Origin of the sequence: Glaciecola sp. SC05, from assembly GCF_041380235.1 — a bacterium.
GTDB lineage: Bacteria > Pseudomonadota > Gammaproteobacteria > Enterobacterales > Alteromonadaceae > Glaciecola.
In genome coordinates, this window is sequence record NZ_JBGIYY010000003.1 from 85,818 (window position 1) to 101,986 (window position 16,169).

The 16,169-nt window shown below is 45.2% G+C and carries 12 protein-coding genes; 3 read left to right on the forward strand and 9 right to left on the reverse strand.

Features of this window, described 5'->3' with window-relative positions:
• Positions 1–12: 12 nt before the first annotated feature.
• From mmsB to AB9H30_RS03680, 4 genes are all read right to left on the reverse strand, one after another.
• Entirely contained in the window at positions 13–918 is a 906-nt protein-coding gene (gene mmsB, locus AB9H30_RS03665) for a 3-hydroxyisobutyrate dehydrogenase (RefSeq protein WP_371193289.1), read from the reverse strand.
• Between the two features lie 93 nt (positions 919–1,011).
• Positions 1,012–2,181, reverse strand: a complete 1,170-nt coding sequence (locus AB9H30_RS03670) for an enoyl-CoA hydratase/isomerase family protein (RefSeq protein ID WP_371193290.1) — start codon at positions 2,179–2,181, stop codon at positions 1,012–1,014.
• Between the two features lie 2 nt (positions 2,182–2,183).
• Positions 2,184–3,338: an acyl-CoA dehydrogenase family protein gene (locus AB9H30_RS03675; RefSeq protein WP_371193291.1), complete on the reverse strand. Its 1,155-nt coding sequence runs from the start codon at positions 3,336–3,338 to the stop codon at positions 2,184–2,186.
• Between the two features lie 20 nt (positions 3,339–3,358).
• On the reverse strand, positions 3,359–4,861 hold the full coding sequence (locus AB9H30_RS03680; protein ID WP_371193292.1) for a CoA-acylating methylmalonate-semialdehyde dehydrogenase: 1,503 nt from the start codon (positions 4,859–4,861) through the stop codon (positions 3,359–3,361).
• A 460-nt stretch (positions 4,862–5,321) separates the two neighbouring features.
• Between AB9H30_RS03680 and AB9H30_RS03685 the strand changes: the two genes are divergently transcribed.
• A complete protein-coding gene (locus AB9H30_RS03685) occupies positions 5,322–6,959 on the forward strand; it encodes a response regulator (protein ID WP_371193293.1) in 1,638 nt (545 codons plus the stop codon).
• A gap of 134 nt (positions 6,960–7,093) precedes the next feature.
• The gene (locus tag AB9H30_RS03690; protein WP_371193294.1) at positions 7,094–7,585 is read left to right on the forward strand and encodes a glutathione peroxidase; all 492 of its coding nucleotides are present in this window, start codon (positions 7,094–7,096) and stop codon (positions 7,583–7,585) included.
• Positions 7,586–7,587: 2 nt separating this feature from the next.
• On the opposite strand, the gene AB9H30_RS03695 is transcribed toward AB9H30_RS03690, so the two are convergent.
• Positions 7,588–8,337 carry a methyltransferase domain-containing protein gene (locus tag AB9H30_RS03695; RefSeq protein ID WP_371193295.1) on the reverse strand — a complete coding sequence of 250 codons (750 nt, stop codon included), beginning with the start codon at positions 8,335–8,337 and terminating at the stop codon, positions 7,588–7,590.
• Positions 8,338–8,359: 22 nt separating this feature from the next.
• Positions 8,360–9,127 (reverse strand): Nif3-like dinuclear metal center hexameric protein, encoded by a 768-nt coding sequence (locus tag AB9H30_RS03700; RefSeq protein ID WP_371193296.1) that lies wholly within the window; start codon positions 9,125–9,127, stop codon positions 8,360–8,362.
• A 99-nt stretch (positions 9,128–9,226) separates the two neighbouring features.
• Between AB9H30_RS03700 and AB9H30_RS03705 the strand changes: the two genes are divergently transcribed.
• On the forward strand, positions 9,227–9,595 hold the full coding sequence (locus AB9H30_RS03705; protein WP_371193297.1) for a hypothetical protein: 369 nt from the start codon (positions 9,227–9,229) through the stop codon (positions 9,593–9,595).
• Between the two features lie 100 nt (positions 9,596–9,695).
• On the opposite strand, the gene sohB is transcribed toward AB9H30_RS03705, so the two are convergent.
• The 3 genes from sohB to AB9H30_RS03720 all read right to left on the reverse strand — a co-directional run bounded on the left by sohB (position 9,696) and on the right by AB9H30_RS03720 (position 16,127).
• The gene (gene sohB / locus AB9H30_RS03710) at positions 9,696–10,715 is read right to left on the reverse strand and encodes a protease SohB (protein WP_371193298.1); all 1,020 of its coding nucleotides are present in this window, start codon (positions 10,713–10,715) and stop codon (positions 9,696–9,698) included.
• A 125-nt stretch (positions 10,716–10,840) separates the two neighbouring features.
• Entirely contained in the window at positions 10,841–13,375 is a 2,535-nt protein-coding gene (locus AB9H30_RS03715) for an acylase (protein ID WP_371193299.1), read from the reverse strand.
• Between the two features lie 136 nt (positions 13,376–13,511).
• On the reverse strand, positions 13,512–16,127 hold the full coding sequence (locus tag AB9H30_RS03720) for a VolA/Pla-1 family phospholipase (RefSeq protein WP_371193300.1): 2,616 nt from the start codon (positions 16,125–16,127) through the stop codon (positions 13,512–13,514).
• Between the last annotated feature and the right edge of the window lie 42 nt (positions 16,128–16,169).

Below are 16,169 nucleotides of genomic sequence, written 5' to 3' on the forward strand. Positions count from 1 at the left end.
CCTCTTTGTGGGTTAATTTTTAGGCTGAAATGCGGTAAATATGCTAGAGAAGTCTTTTTTGCCATGGCCATTTAAACCATGCAGTTGATACAAAGACTTGGCCAATGAACCCATCGGCACTACCGACTGATGCGTCGCTGCGGTGGCCATTGCTAAATTCAGATCTTTGTTCATCAAATCCACCATAAAACCGCCTTGATAATCGTTTGATGAAGGCACCCCTTCCATGACGCCTGGGCAAGGGTTATAGGTTTGCAATGTCCAGTTGTTACCAGAGCTTTTTTTCATAATTTCTGACATTACGCTAGCATCAATGCCGTTGTCCATAGCGAGCTTTAGTGCCTCACTGGTTCCGGCCATCAATACGGCTAAAAGCATGTTGTTGCATATTTTGGCCACTTGTCCTGCGCCCGCATCGCCAGCATGAAAGATATTTTTGCCCATTGCTTCCAACACTGGGCGAATTGTCTCAACGGTCTTAGCCTCACCGCCTACAATAAAGGTAAGCGTTCCCGCTTTAGCGCCGCCTACTCCACCAGATACCGGCGCGTCTGCAAAGGCAAAGCCCAAATCTACCAAACGGGTGTTGAGCGTACGGGCAGTTTCCGCTTCAATAGTGGAACAATCGATAAATACCGAGCCAGGCTTAGCGGCACTGCTGATCCCACTTGTATGATCGCTAGCATCGCCAAAATATAAACCCGAGACGTGACGCCCTGCAGGCAGCATACTTATGATCACATCAGCATCTTTGACCGCCTCATCGGGGGTGGCCGCAGGATACGCGCCGAGGGCTGCAAGTTCATCTACCTGACTTTCTACTAAGTCGTACACCCTGACTTCAAAGCCCTGTTTGAGCAAGTTTGCGGCCATGCCTGCGCCCATGTTTCCTAAACCAAAAAAAGCAATGTGTTGCATATTATGTTTCGTCCTTATTTTTAGCGTCATGGTTTACTACCGCTCACTCACAAACCACATTTCAAGCTTATGCTGAAAAGTCACCTATTGACTTCATAGGCCAAAATCCTGCTCTAGGCGAGCAAGGGGGTGTGACTCACTGGGTACATCGTCAAATCGGGTAAAATGCGCATTAATGGTCGCCTCTGGCACATCATCAATCGACACATACTGCCAAGCGCTCTGGTTGTCTTTATCAATCAACAGTGCTCGTACGCCTTCTTCAAATTCACCTAACGCACCGCAGGTATAGGCCATGCTCAGTTCCATTCTAAAGCAATCTGCTAAACTCATTTGCTTGGCGCGATGAAGTTGTTCGAATACCAAGTGCGCCGTGATCGCGCTGCCACGTTCAAAACTACTAAGGGCTTTTGCTAGATAAGTGTTTTCAGGGTGTTCGGCAACTATCTGTGATAATACCTGGGAAGCATCGTGCAGGCTTGTTGCTTCATCGAGCTTGCTAAGTGGCTGCATGATAGCTGCTAGCTTGCCATCAGATACCGCATCATCGGCTGGCGAATATGCGTTGGCTAATTCGACAACGGATAATTTATTTACGCTTGGCAATTGGCACAGTGTACGTAAAAAATCGCTTTTACGCTCATGTAAAACCAAGGCATCGGCCAAACCAATTGATAAGGTATCTTGCGCGTTAATGCTCGCCGCCGTTAGCCCTAAAAATAAGCCTAAACCTTTCGGTAAGCGATTTAAAAAATAACTGCCACCGACGTCTGGGAATAAGCCAATGCTAATCTCTGGCATGGCTATGCGCGCGCTTTCAGTAACTAATTTTATTTGAGATGCGGTAAACAAACCTAAACCGCCGCCCATAATAATACCGTTGCCCCATACAATCACCGGCTTAGGAAAGGTATGTAAACAGTAGTCTAGGCGATATTCTTGGGTAAAAAAGTCTTGTAAAAAGCCGGGTGTCGGCGCCTCTAAATCGCCTTTTGCTTTGGGTCTGTGCTCTTTCATAGCATGATACATTGAGACAATATCGCCGCCAGCGCAAAAGGCTTTTTCGCCTTCGCTGTCAAGCAACACCGCTTGCACGGAATCGTCGCGGCGGATCTGCGCCAAAGCATCTAACATCAAATTGACCATATCTAAGTCGAGGGCGTTTAATGCTTTTGGCTTATTCAGAGTGACTTGGGCAATGCGCTTGCCTGTTTTGTTTCCATCAACAGTGGTGCAGTCGAGATAGTTAACTAATACCTTCACGCTTACAGTACCTCAGTGTCGTCGCTGAGCAGTCGTCTACCAATGATCACGCGCATGATCTCATTGGTACCCTCTAAAATTTGATGCACTCTGACATCGCGCACATGGCGCTCTAGTGGGTACTCTTTGATATAACCGTAACCGCCGTGAATTTGCAAAGCTTGATTACACACCTCAAAGCCTACATCCGTCGCGAAACGCTTTGCCATTGCGCAATAGGTGGTTTTATCCGCATGGTTATGATCCACTTTACTGGCTGCCAAACGCACCATTTGCCGCGCTGCAACAAGCTCGGTGGCCATATCCGCTAATTTAAACTGCAAGGCTTGAAAGCTCGCAAGCGACTTACCAAACTGTGAACGTTCGTGCATGTAAGCTCTTGCTGTATTTAAAGCTTGTTGCGCGGTGCCTATTGAGCAAGTGGCGATATTGATTCGCCCGCCATCGAGCCCCTGCATAGCAAACTTAAAGCCTTCGCCCTCTTCTCCTAAACGATAGCTTTCGTCTATTTCTGCATCGTCGAAGGTCACCATACGAGTAGGTTGTGCATTCCAGCCCATTTTTTCTTCAGGCTTACCGTAAATGATACCTTTAGTATCGGCTGGCACAACAAACGCACTCACGCCTCCTGCTCCACTATCCCCGGTGCGGGCCATTACCACCAATACCTGAGTTGCACCAGCGCCAGAAATGAACACCTTAGAGCCATTTAATCGATACTTGCCGTCGGCATATTGTGCCGAAGTTCTCAAGGAGCCTGCGTCCGAGCCAGCGCCAGGCTCAGTTAAGCAGTAGCTAGCAATCGCATCTCCCGTTACCAGTTTTTCCATCCAGTCTGTTTTGACTTTTTCGGTACCCCACTTGGCCACCATCCACGTTGCCATATTATGAATAGTCAACATGGCAGTGGTGGTAGTACAACCCATCGCAAGCTGCTCGAAAATAATCGATGAGTCTAGTCGGCTCAGTCCTAAACCGCCGGCATCCTCTGGGGTATACAGGCTGCAAAAACCTAATTCCCCAGCCTTTTTGATAACTTCTACCGGAAAGTAGTGCTCTCTATCCCACTGCGCAGCAAAAGGTGCCATCTCAGCATCGGCAAATTGTTTAGCGGTTTGCGCGAAGGCAATTTGATCTTCTGTTAATTCAAAATTCATTTTCGATTCCTGTGCGCAGATTAGCGTAAATTAATCGTCATATTCGGGCCCTTGTTCGGACCATTGTCTTCTTCGTCGTCAAACCAACGTGCGGTGATAGTTTTGGTTTCGGTATAGAAACGAATGGCTTGTTTGCCATAGGCGTGTAAGTCGCCATAAAAAGAATTTTTCCAACCGGTAAAGGAGAAAAATGGCAAAGGCACAGGAATCGGTACATTAATGCCCACCTGACCTACTTCCACATTGCTTTGATAATTGCGAGCAGCTGCGCCACTTGCGGTAAAGATGCTGGTGCCGTTTCCATAGGGATTCGCGTTAACTAAGGCAATGGCATCTTCAAGGGTTTCAACCTGCATGCAACATAACACTGGGCCAAAGATTTCTTCTTGATAAATTGCCATATCGGCCGACACTCCGGCAAACACCGTAGGGCCCACCCAATTGCCTTGCTCATAGCCCTCAACCGTAAACTCGCTACCGTCGACTAAGCACTTCGCACCTTCTTGTTTGCCTCGGGCAATTAAATCTAGCACGCGAGCTTTTGCTTGCGGGCTGATCAGTGGTCCAAAACCTGCTGATTTGTCGTCCCATAAACCCGGCTTTACTGCACCGATTTTTTCGGCAAGCTCCGGTATCCAATTAGCGCTATCACCCACAAAAACCGCAACCGAAATTGCCATACAGCGCTGACCGGCCGCGCCCACTGACGCACCCACTAAATTATTCAAGACCTTACTTTTGTTTGCATCTGGCATAATCACTGAGTGATTTTTTGCGCCAGCAAAACACTGTGCTCGTTTCATATTTGCGGTAGCCGTGCGATAAATATGCTGTCCAACCGGCACACTGCCCACAAAAGAAACGGCTTTGATGTCTTCGTGCTCAAGCAGATGATTAACTTGGTCTTTACCGCCATGTACGATATTTAGCACACCCGCTGGCGCACCCGCCTGCATGAACAGCTCAGCTAACTTCATCGGCGTCGCAGGGTCTTGCTCTGAAGGCTTCAATACAAAGGTATTGCCTGCTGCAATTGCCATAGGGAACATCCAAAGGGGTATCATCGCTGGAAAGTTAAATGGAGTAATGCCCAAGCATACGCCGAGGGGCTGGATCATCGAGTAGGTATCGATATCAGTGGCAACGTTTTCAACGGTTTCGCCCATCATCATCGACGCAATATTAGCTGCCTGCTCAACAACCTCTATGCCGCGCCATACGTCACCTTTTGCATCTTCAAAGGTCTTGCCCGTTTCTTTTGACAAGATGGTCGCAATTTCGTCGTGGTGAGCTTTTAGCAAATGTTGGTATCTGAGCATGACGCGCGCCCTTTCTGATACGGGTACTTTTTTCCAGGTGCTGAATGCCTGTTTCGCACAAGCCACCGCCCGCTCTACTTCGCTCGTCGTTGACACGGGTAAATGCGCAATCACCTGATTGTTAGCGGGGTTAGTCACCTCTATCATGTCTGATGACGCTGAATCTTCAAATTGACCGTTAATAAGCTGCTGAATTTTTTGCATTTGAACTCTCTACATGGGCTAAAAGACGTGCCGCAAAGACGCATTTTTTAAGATGAATTTCACGCACACTTTTCATGTTACCTTTACGTTAACGTAAACTATAAATGATCGCGCTAGTCCTTGTAAATCATTTGTTAAGTCAATGTGCTAAAAGAAGCCACTTTCATTGTAAAGCTGTTGACTGGACCCATACGCTTGTTGCAATCATCCATATCCTAGCAATCACAGCGCTTACCCCACAGTATTTTCTATCAGCAATGTTAACGCAGAAGTATTTATCAACACTGCCGATAAACAATAATAAGAAAAGTGATGTTTATTGATTAACAAAAACCAACAGTGAAAAGTAAACAGACCTTTGTATAAATATGCATACATCAAGCGGGTATTCTGAATAACCTGACGTGTTATTCTGAGCACCTTGTACAGATTATGTTCACCGAGAGCACATAAAAACATTATGATAAGTTTAGCGAGATACAGACCAGCAAGCCGCAGCAGTTTGCGGGTCGCCATCGTAGAAGATAATACAACGGCACGCATGAATCTGCGCAGTCACCTGTTGTCTTTGGATAATTTTGAAATATCTAGCTACAGCAACGGAAAAGAGCTTCGCAACGGACTTAGAACCATGAATTTTGACATGGTTTTCATCGACTTTCATTTGGGTCAAGCAAAAAATGGCGTAGAGTGGATTCAGCAGCTAATGGATGCCGGTTCATTCAAACCTTCCATGGGTTTGTTTTTTGTCACTTCAGACAGCCTGCCGCAGACCATTGGGCAAATCCTCGACTTACATCCCGATGTGATTATGATCAAACCCTATACAATAAAAGGTTTAACCAACAACGTTAAACACTACTTACAAGTTCGCCAACAAATTCTGCCCGCTTTGCAAAATATGGATGCGGGTAAAAACCAAGAGGCGCTTCGGTTTATTGAAGAACAGCTACAAAATGGTGTCAGTAAACGATATGAGTCTGACTTTTTAAAGTTGAAAGGTCGCTTATTACTTATCCAAAAAAACTACGACGAAGCGACAAAACTTTACTCTGGGGTGCTAGAGCGCTCAAGCGCAGTGCTTTGGGCACACTGGGGCCTGATTAAAAGCGAGTTCTTTACGGGCAAATGGCAGCATTGTAAAAACATGCTCGACCGTCTGATTGATGAGAGTCTCACCAAAGACAAAGCCTATGAGTGGCTAGCCAGTGTTGAAATTGGTAAGCAAAACTATATCTTAGGCGAGCAATTACTCGACAATATTAAAGATAGCGAATTAACAATTCAAGCAACTCGCTTAAAAACACTTTGTTATAAAATGCAGGATAAAAGCGAAGACGCCCTCGCTCTACTAGAGAAAAAAGTGCAAAGTAATCTCTCGGTAAAAGAGCGCTTGGTCGATTACGCCATGGAGCTAGCAAGATACCACTTACATCTTGCCGAACAGTTTACTGAAACTCAAAAAACAGATAGCGTATCAGCCGCTAGGGTAATGCTCGGCAAAGCCTCTCATGGTATTAGCGACCGCCAGGCTGAGCTGCAAAAAGATACTATGCTTGCGCTCGCGTTTTTGTTAGACGACGATAAACCCAGAGCTCAAAGAATTATTGAAGAAGCCAGTCAAGCGCATCAGCTATCAAAAGCCAACGTAGGCACTATGGTTGATGCTGTGAAAGTGTGGTTTGGTTTAGGTCAACCTGAAAAAGCTAGAGCGATATTAGAAGAGTGCGACGCTAAACTATTGGAGCACGAAAATCATATCGAAAGCTTGATTGCGGCAGATTTACTTGCAGAAACAGAAAAAACCTTAGGCATTGGCAGAGAGCGCGCATTAGTGATTAATGAAAAAGGCATGAATGAATACAATGAAAATCGCTATCAAAACGCGCTGAGTTATTTTCACCGGGCGCACAGCATGTTCCCGGGTGTACCGGCTTTCTCTTTAAACCTATTACAGTGCTTAACTGATTCTAATCAGGCCGAATACAAAGACGTTAGCATCGACTTGTTGGTCCAAGAATTGGGTACAATTTCATTATCCGACAAAAACCTCAAACGTATGGACAATATCAAGCAAAAACTGGCTAAAATTGCGTAAGGCTTATTGTCCTGAACGCAGAGAAAATGCCTGACATCTAAATATATTCCCTACACGCTATGTTGTGGCGTGATACCCTGTGCAAATAGTTGCAAAGCAGACTACACTTATCTAAAACTGCATGGGAGCACTTTATGACAGGCACGGTACACAAGCATTCGATTACGCTAAATAACGGTCAGAAGGTTGATTTATCTGAATATGTGGGCAAAGTTATTTTGATTGTAAATACTGCCAGCAAATGCGGATTCACGCCACAATACGATGGCTTAGAAAAGCTATATCAAGAATACGGCGACCAAGGCCTGGTAGTATTGGGTTTCCCCTGTGACCAGTTTGGACACCAAGAGCCTGGCGACAACGAAGAGATTGCGCAGTTTTGTAGCATGAAGTTTAACGTCACCTTTCCACTGTCTAAAAAGATTGAAGTCAATGGAGAGAATGCTGACCCGCTTTATCAGACATTGACTGCTGAAGCTCCGGGCTTGTTAGGCTCAAAACGTATCAAATGGAATTTCACGAAGTTTTTAGTCAACAAGCAGGGCGAAGTGATTCAACGTTACGCGCCAACCACTAAACCGAAAGAAATAGAAATTGATATTAAATCAGCTCTGCTGGCTGAATAAGCTTAAGCTGACGCTTTTTTAAGGCGAATGTAAAAATACTTTCCTAACCACATGTATGGTGCAGTTGCGCCATACTGCTTCTCAAGCATCAAAATATTGTCAAAATGCGTGCTCTGCATAGTGGTATCTCGCATGTAGTCGTGAAAACAACGGATACCTGCTTTAAACTCAATATCGATATGATCTGATGCTTCTAATTTTGCGATGACTTTTGCGGGTGATTGTGGATTGTGAGGATTGAGTCGCACAACATTACGCACTTTCATGCCCTTTGCGATATAGTCGAAGTTACCGTATATGGCGTTATTAAACAGCATCGCATCTTGATTAAAAAAGCTCAGGCTCAACACACCTTCAGGCCGCAACATATGAATCAACTTGTCTAATGCAAGTATCGGGTCATCTAGCCATTCTAGTAAAGCATGACAAATAATCAGGTCGTACTGCCTTTCAACACTGCCAATATCACCGCAAATATAATTTGTCTCTGGAAAATCAATTAGGCGCTGTTTAGCAATATCTAGGGTTTCGCTCGATACATCCAGTATATCTACGCGATGGCCTCTGCTTGCAAACTCATAGCTCATCATTCCTGTTCCACCGCCGGCATCCAATACGGAGAGTGGTGTTTCAGCATCCAAACAGTCGACTAAATAGTGCGTTAAAAGTGCATGCCGGAGCCGCCCCTTCGTGGTTCCATATATGTTTTTATCAAATTTGTTGGCGATTCCATCAAAGCTGCCACTTTTCATGTTTAGTCTCGTTTAGCAGCAATCAAGCTGGGTTATCAATGTCAACAAACGATACCGTGATGCCATATTCATTTTGTAGGTGTTCGCCGAGTGATTTTACGCCGTAGCGCTCAGTCGCATGATGGCCCGCCGCAAAGTAGTCTATATTGAGTTCGCGAGCGCTGTGCGTCGTTTGTTCGGATATTTCGCCAGAAACAAAAGCATCAATTTGCACAGCGTTTGATCGAGCGAGCGCAACTTGATCTATATAGCCCTGACCGCCACCGGTACACCAGGCTAGGCGCTTAATGCTAGCGTTAGCTGCGACGCTTATGGTCTTGCGTCCTAGGCAACTTTGAATGTGAGCTGATAATTGTGTGTGGCTCAGCGCTTGCGGCAACTCCCCAGTCATTACGATACCCAATGGCTGAATGTCTTCTAGTGGCTGTATATTTGTAAGGCCCAATATTTGACCCAATTGTGCGTTATTACCCAGGACTGGATGCACATCAAGCGGTAAATGATAGCCAAATAAGCTTATATCGTGCTGTAGGAGGCGACTAATTCGGCGTTTTTTCATTCCGACAATCGCGTAATCTTCATTTTTCCAAAAAAAACCATGGTGCACTACAATTGCATCAGCGTTCAGCTCGATGGCTTTTTCTATTAAGGCCTGACTTGCTGTTACTCCGGTAACAATATGCTGAATGTCATCCTTGCCTTCTATTTGCAGACCATTAGGGCAATAGTCTTTTAACAAATGGGGCGATAATAGAGAATTTAGAATCGATAAAAGCTGATTGCGGGTCAATTTTACTTCCTTTTGTTAAGAAATTAGACATTTAAGTAAGTTTATGTATAAACTTAGAAATATTAACATTATTAAAACAATAAAGGTTTATTTTACTCAATGAGCAAACTAGATAAAGACAGCGTTATCGAAAAATTTACCCAAGCATACACAGCCGCCAATGGAAAGGCACCTTCAATAGAAGCGAAAGGCGGATGGTACAGTGTTGATGGTGGCAAAAATATTCGTTTAGCACAGCTAGACGAAATGACAGGCGAGCTAAGTGCCAGTGCACCCAAAGCCAAAGCACCCGCCAAGAAAGCAGCTAAAGAAGCCGCACCAGCGGCAGAAAAAGCAGTTGCAGCTAAGCCAGCAGCGAAAAAACCTGCGGCCAAGAAAGCTAAGAAAGCAGCACCTAGCTTTTCTGTGAAAGACTTTTACACACAGCAAATCTTGGAAGCTAATCCTGGCAGCAAAGCGCCTCGATAAGAACTACGTTTTAGATCAAAAAAAAACAGCACCTAAGGTGCTGTTTTTTTGCATGCCGCTTATACTTTACGGTCCCAAACCACTTATCATTATATTTGTTTTATAACCAAGCACTGCGTGCCTGAGTAATTAGCTTGCTCACTGCGCTTTCTATCCCCTCAGACGCAGCAATTCCGAGTTTTTGTGCGAAGTTCTTTTTGGTCGCATATTTTAGTTTATATAACTTATGAGTATTGTTCGCCTTCATCAAAAAGTCGTCAGATGTTTGTATTTCATCTACCAATTTAAGTTCTAGCGCTTTTTGCCCGAGCCAGTACTCACCGGTTGCAACCTTTGTTATATCCAAATCAGGGCGATTGTTCAGAACAAAGTCTTTGAACATATTATGGATTTCTTGAAGCTCATTTTTAAACTTGTCGCGACCTTCGTCAGTGTTTTCACCAAATACGGTTAAAGTGCGTTTAAATTCTCCAGAAGTATGCATCTCAAAATCGATATCATTTTTCTTTAGTACTTTATGAAAGTTTGGTAGTTGTGCTACCACACCGATAGAACCGACAATCGCAAAAGGAGCAGATATTATTTTATCTGCGACACAGGCCATCATATAACCGCCGCTAGCGGCTACCTTGTCAATACTAATGGTAAGGTGTAAGCCCTTATCTTTAATGCGCTGTAATTGCGATGCAGCAAGACCATAACCATGCACTACCCCGCCGCCGCTCTCCACATTTACTAAGACCTCGTCTCCTGCTTGAGCAACGCACAGTACAGCTGTGATTTCTTTGCGCAAAGAATCCACTTCTTTTGCCATTGACGAACCTTCAAAGTTAATCACAAATAAATTAGGCTTTTTATCTGGCGATTTATCCTTACTTTTCTTTTTCTCTTTTTTATCTGCTTTTTGTTTGTCTTTTAAAGCTGCTTTGTCAAGCAAGACTGTTTCAGCTTGACGTTTTAAGTCGTCATAAACCTCAGAAAGAGAATCAAACTCCAAATTGCCTGGTCGTTGTTTTTGGCGACTAGCCATCGCAATCACAAATCCCACCACAATAAGTATTGCAGCGACTAACGTTACCGCTTTGGCTAAAAATAACCCGTATTCAAATATAAACTCCAAGAAAATCGCTCCATTTAATGTTTTCGTTACATGCTATATATGGATTAAACAAAAAAGAAAAAGGACAATAATGTCCTTTTTCTATGATTGCCTTAAGTCTAGCCTAAATTCAATTAAAACTCAGGTTACTCTTCGCTTTGAGCAGTAGTAATTGAAATTTGCTCTACCAGCGCAGCTTCAATCTCCGTTTCAGTAAACGGTAATGGACGCAGTGTTGGCTGTTGCGAGTATAATGCCGTTTGATCGTTGAAACTATCAGACGCAGGTGAAGTCGACTGTGAATATGTAAGCAAACCTCTTCCAACGGGACCATCCTCAGTAAAGCTCACAACCATTATCCAGCTAGAGCCTGACGTTAGATGGTAACCTTTAGCCTCTGCGCTTAATCGCGTGGTCGAATCAACAGTAGAGTATGTATGACGGGCAAGTTCAGTACCATCATTACCACGACTCACATCAAAGACGTTAAAACCGCCCTCGACGTTGTGCGCACCGCCCCAAGGGAAGCGTTCGCCGCTCGCCTGACCAGCAGCATTGCTTTTTTCAACAAACTGTACGCTGCCCAGCGTTGCATCAAATGCAATACCAGCCTGATTGATTTTATCAACCGCGCTTGCCAATTGACCTAATGTAACGGCGTTGTCAGCTAATCCAGAAGGCGTGGTAACTGGTTGCGCGACATCAAAAGGCGTTATCCACTGAGGGTTAAGGCGCATTTGAAATGCAAACTCTCTAAATACATGCGCACCAACACTGTCAAGATTCATCGTTCCGTCCCAAAGCGCTAATGCGTCGCAAGCGGGCGCTATATCAACAGATGTTGCACCAACCATTACGGGAGTCTCTCGGTTGCTTTGGCAAATCTGTAAAAGCTCCGGCAAAATTGCTTCAGATAGGTAAGAACGGTTGTTTAGCAACGCCTCTTCCACTTCGGTCGCTGAAAATTTATTATCAGATCCTGCCGCCTCTTTCAAAAACACATGTGCCATGCGCGAACGTAAGCTTTGTTGATTACCCACCTGACCAAATAATGGTGATACGCCTGTAATGGGCGACTCTAGGTTGCTCAACCAAAAACTATCGTTAGAGTTTTGCACATAGTCAGTGCCTTCATACTTTGGTGCATTTTCGTAAGGAACCGGACCACCGTAGTCGAATACTGATGCAAAGCCAGGCAATACAGTAAAACCTGCCGCTTGTCTGGTGCCTGCTAGCAATGGATTATTCTGTAATTGATCAATTGCTGTTCCAGTTAGATTAGGCACTGTTGAATCATCTATATAAAAGACTTCGCCCTCTTTCGAAGCTGCCATGGTGTTGTTAAAAATTACGCCATCGAAGTCTTTAAACGCTTGCTTGAATTCGTCCATGTTACCGGCAAGATTCATCGCGAGCCAATGGTCAACAATATCAACATTCGCCATATTGGCATCTTTAATCGCAAACGCACTGCCGCCGGGGCCCCATTCAAAATTACCAGGAACAGTAATCATCGGACCATAATTTGTATGGTAACTGTCTTTTTCTAATTTAATGGTGTTACCCCCGCCCACGCCCACTTCAATGGTATGGGTTTTCTTGAATATGGTGCGCTTGGCGCCATCAACTGTGTGGGTAAGATTGCTGGGATCATCGGGGTCTAACTGTAATTGATAAACCACAAAATGTTCGGCCGTGGAGAAAGTGTGTGTCCACGCGACGTTTTCGTTATAACCGATATTAACCACGCCGGGGATCCCCATTAGAGAGCCACCCATTACATTCAAGAAACCCGGAATAGTCGTTTGGAACTGCCAAAAACGACGATTACCTGTAAACGGAAAGTGAGGATTTCCAAGCACCATTCCCATGCCATTTTCGGTCATGTCTGAGCCAAGCCCCCAGCCATTCGATCCCATTTTTAGAGGGTTGCGCTCTGGCATAGGCACCTTGGGCGTCATTTTTAATGGTGTTTGCTGTGCATTGACCATTCTTGGAAGCGGGTTTTCACCAGGCGGCGCCGAAATAAACATGGCGCCCAAGAAGTTTGCATTACCCGGTAGCAAGGCAACGCCAAACGAATAGGTCAATATATCAATTTCATTAATCGGCTTTACCCAAGGCTGGTTAGCACACTGTGGGTCGATATTAGCAAGGCCGGTTTCAGCAAGGTATTTATTGTAACCCTGAACATACCCTTGCGTCAGCGCTCGTGAATTTGCAGACATCATCGGAAAGTTCGTCTCGGCTAGCTCTCTTATATTGTTAGCTAAATAACCAAAGTCATTTATTAGATGCTCTGAATCGCCAGAGCCAGGAACTCTGTCTGGGCCTAGGTATTTTGCTCGTTCAGAATTATATTTTATAATTTGGTCTGCCAAGATACAGATATTATCTCTTGCAAAGGCATATCCTACACCAAAAGACATGCTCTCAAGATTGTCGGCCTTAACATGCGGGACACCAAATTCTGTCCAGCGGATATCGGCTTCCAACACACCATCAGTATCAAAGTTGGGCACTTGTGCCTCAGGCATAACAGGCGGTATCGTAGGTGGTGGCGAGGGTGGTTGAATATCTGAGAAGTCATTTTTGTCACCGTCTCCACATGCCATGAGAGCGAGCGCAACAGCGCAAATAGAAATGGATTTGCTTAGCTTAATCCTAGGATTTATTTTCATTGTTAGACCTTATTATGAATTCCCCGTAAGCATAAGATATTTCTTCTTAAATTTACATAAGATTAACGAAAGTTTAATGTTTTTTTGACAAAAAAAGCCCGCTTTTAAAAGCGGGCTTTTATCCATCGAATATTATCTAGTTGGATGTTATATCTTCATTGTTTACTTGAATAATACGTCCACCCGAGCCTAAATAAGTTGCTACTTGAGTCTGCATCTCTAAGGTTACCGCGGGATCAGGAACGGGGTTGAGGCTGCTTGCGTGCGCGCCAGAGGTGTACAAAACGATTCCGCTTTGCGGCTCTGGAGACATCACTGTCGAGGCTACTGTCTGCAAACCCATTAATGTTGCTAACGGTAATTGCCCAGATAAGGGAACCGATGTTGAGACTGGGATAACCTGATCGGGTAAGTTATCTCCCCCATCACCGATGACCGTTAACATGTGTACGTTAGTGTTTTCGCCCAAGGTTTTGAAAAAGTTAATGGGATCTGACTGGTCGCTTACCGTTTGTGCGGCAAAGGCAAATTGTGAGAAAACAGCATTTGCTGCCGCATTCTGAGCGTCAGAAGCCTGCGCTAAATACTGTATTACCCCTCCAACTAATTGTGCTTCGCTGACATCCGCGGTACCAAACGTTTCAAACAAAAATGCTTGAAAATCAGCAGATGCTGCTCCGAGCAAGAAACCTTTTATCAAAGGACCAAACGATGCTGACTCCAGTAAAAACTGTGACAAACCGCCACCAGGAGACTCAAGAGAAACAGCCTGCACCGTGAACAAACCGCTCAGTTGTGCAAGTGGCCCCTCGAAAGGTGTATTCGCTAATGCGGCAAAGTTACCACCGGTAATTGCGCCGAGTGATACCCCCATTAGAGAAACATTTGTACCATTTACATTTACTGCATTGTCGCCTGTAGCATTTACGAAAGCATTTAAGGCTAATCTGATACCTAGAAGGTCTGATACTGCTTGACGAGAGTTATCTCTAGCAGTTGGCAAACTAGCCAAGTTAAGGAAGGCCGTTGCACTAACGGTGGTCGCGTTTATTTCATCACCAGGGCTAGTAGGATCGACATCGAAGCCGCGTGAGCCATGCAAGGGTTGATCGATGGCAACGGTTGCAAAACCCGCTAAAGACAGCGCCCCAGAAATAGACAGCATCGCTTCTTTTTGTGATGTAATGCCATGCACTAGCATAACAACAGGCCACCCACCATCCGGCATAGCAATGTTAAAGCCTAAGGCTGCAGCAACGGCTGGATTAGGAACGGTTAACTGCACATCTAGCGTCTCTCTACCCATGTTCCCACCTTTCATTTGTGGAATTGGGTTAAATTTAGTGAGGTTTCTATCACGGTCCACCTTTTGACCGTTAATACGTAAATCACGTAAACCTAAGGCGCTACAAAATGCATCGTTTGGCCCAGGCGTAGCGGCAGCCAGCGCTGCACCAGCGCCTGCTAACACAATGCCTGAGTCACAAGCAGCTTCCCAAAATTCATTGGCTGGCGCTGCTGGATTGTCTGCACGAGGGATCGCGGAATAATAAGGCAGTGATACGCTTCCCTGATAAACACTTGCGGCACACAATGGACCGGCGCCCTGACCGAGGATGCCGACGCCAATTTGTTGCACAACACCGTTTACTTCAGCATCGAAAGGCGCAAAGCTTTGACCGGTCGCCGCACCAAATTGTCCACCAGCGGCGGCAAGCAAACCATTACAAGTGGTTAGTGCTGCAAAATTAGCATTTGCAAACAATGGCGCGAGTGGCGCTGCAGCTGGGTTAGAAAGCGCTAATGCAACCGCGCCATCTACTGCTGCTTGAGATACCACGCCCAATGTTTCCATTGCGTTTGGTTGCGCTCCGGCTGAGTTTATTACGATAGCAGGTAAGGCTTGCCCTGCGGTAGGGTCGCCCATCGCGCTTCGTTGGGCAAACTCACTGACATAAAGCTGTTTTATCGTCGACATCACCGGCGTTATCGATTGCGTAGTAAATGCAGCAACATAGGTTAATTCATCGCGAGTTAAACCAGCTGTTTCTAATGCATCAATATGACTATTAATAAGGCCCTGCAGTGATAGCTGGGCTGGTGTGGCAAGCGGTGCAGTATCGATATCTTGTTTGACAAGATCCCACGTAGTGGATCCCTGCACTGACTTTCCTGAGCTATCTTCGAGCGCAGTAGTCATCACCAATACATAGCCTTGGCCTTCTTTTAAGGGCTTAAGCGGGACAACACCGATGGTATCTGCATCTGCAAGTTGAAGCACAAAATCAACACCAAAAGTAAGTTCATCACCGATTTTGCAGCCCGCACTGGGCACGCTAATTTGCGCACAGTCTGCATCGTCTTGATTCAAACCCAGCGTCGCTTCAAAAATTCTTACACCAGCTGATAGCGTATCAGCCGATAAGGACACGTTTGGCGGCGTTGCAACGTTTATCACGAAAGGGGTATTAGTCGACCAACCGTCAAGCACGTTCAACGCGTTTTGGGGGTCGCTAAAATCGGAAGGATCAGCAACAGGGATATTCAATGTATAATCGAAAAAGCCGTCTGCTCCAGGCAGCATCAGTAAATCGTTAGGGATATTCAAATCGCCATTGGCGGGATCAAACACGATTCGAGAGACTGGAGTTTGCACAACCGTTTCTTCTCTCAAATCCTCGATGGTTTCTCCACCACAGCCGGCAAGCCCCAATGCTGCTATAATACTTGTGCTTACTAACAGTTTTTTCATTCTTTCTCCCTACTCAATCCATATATACTGATACATTATTGA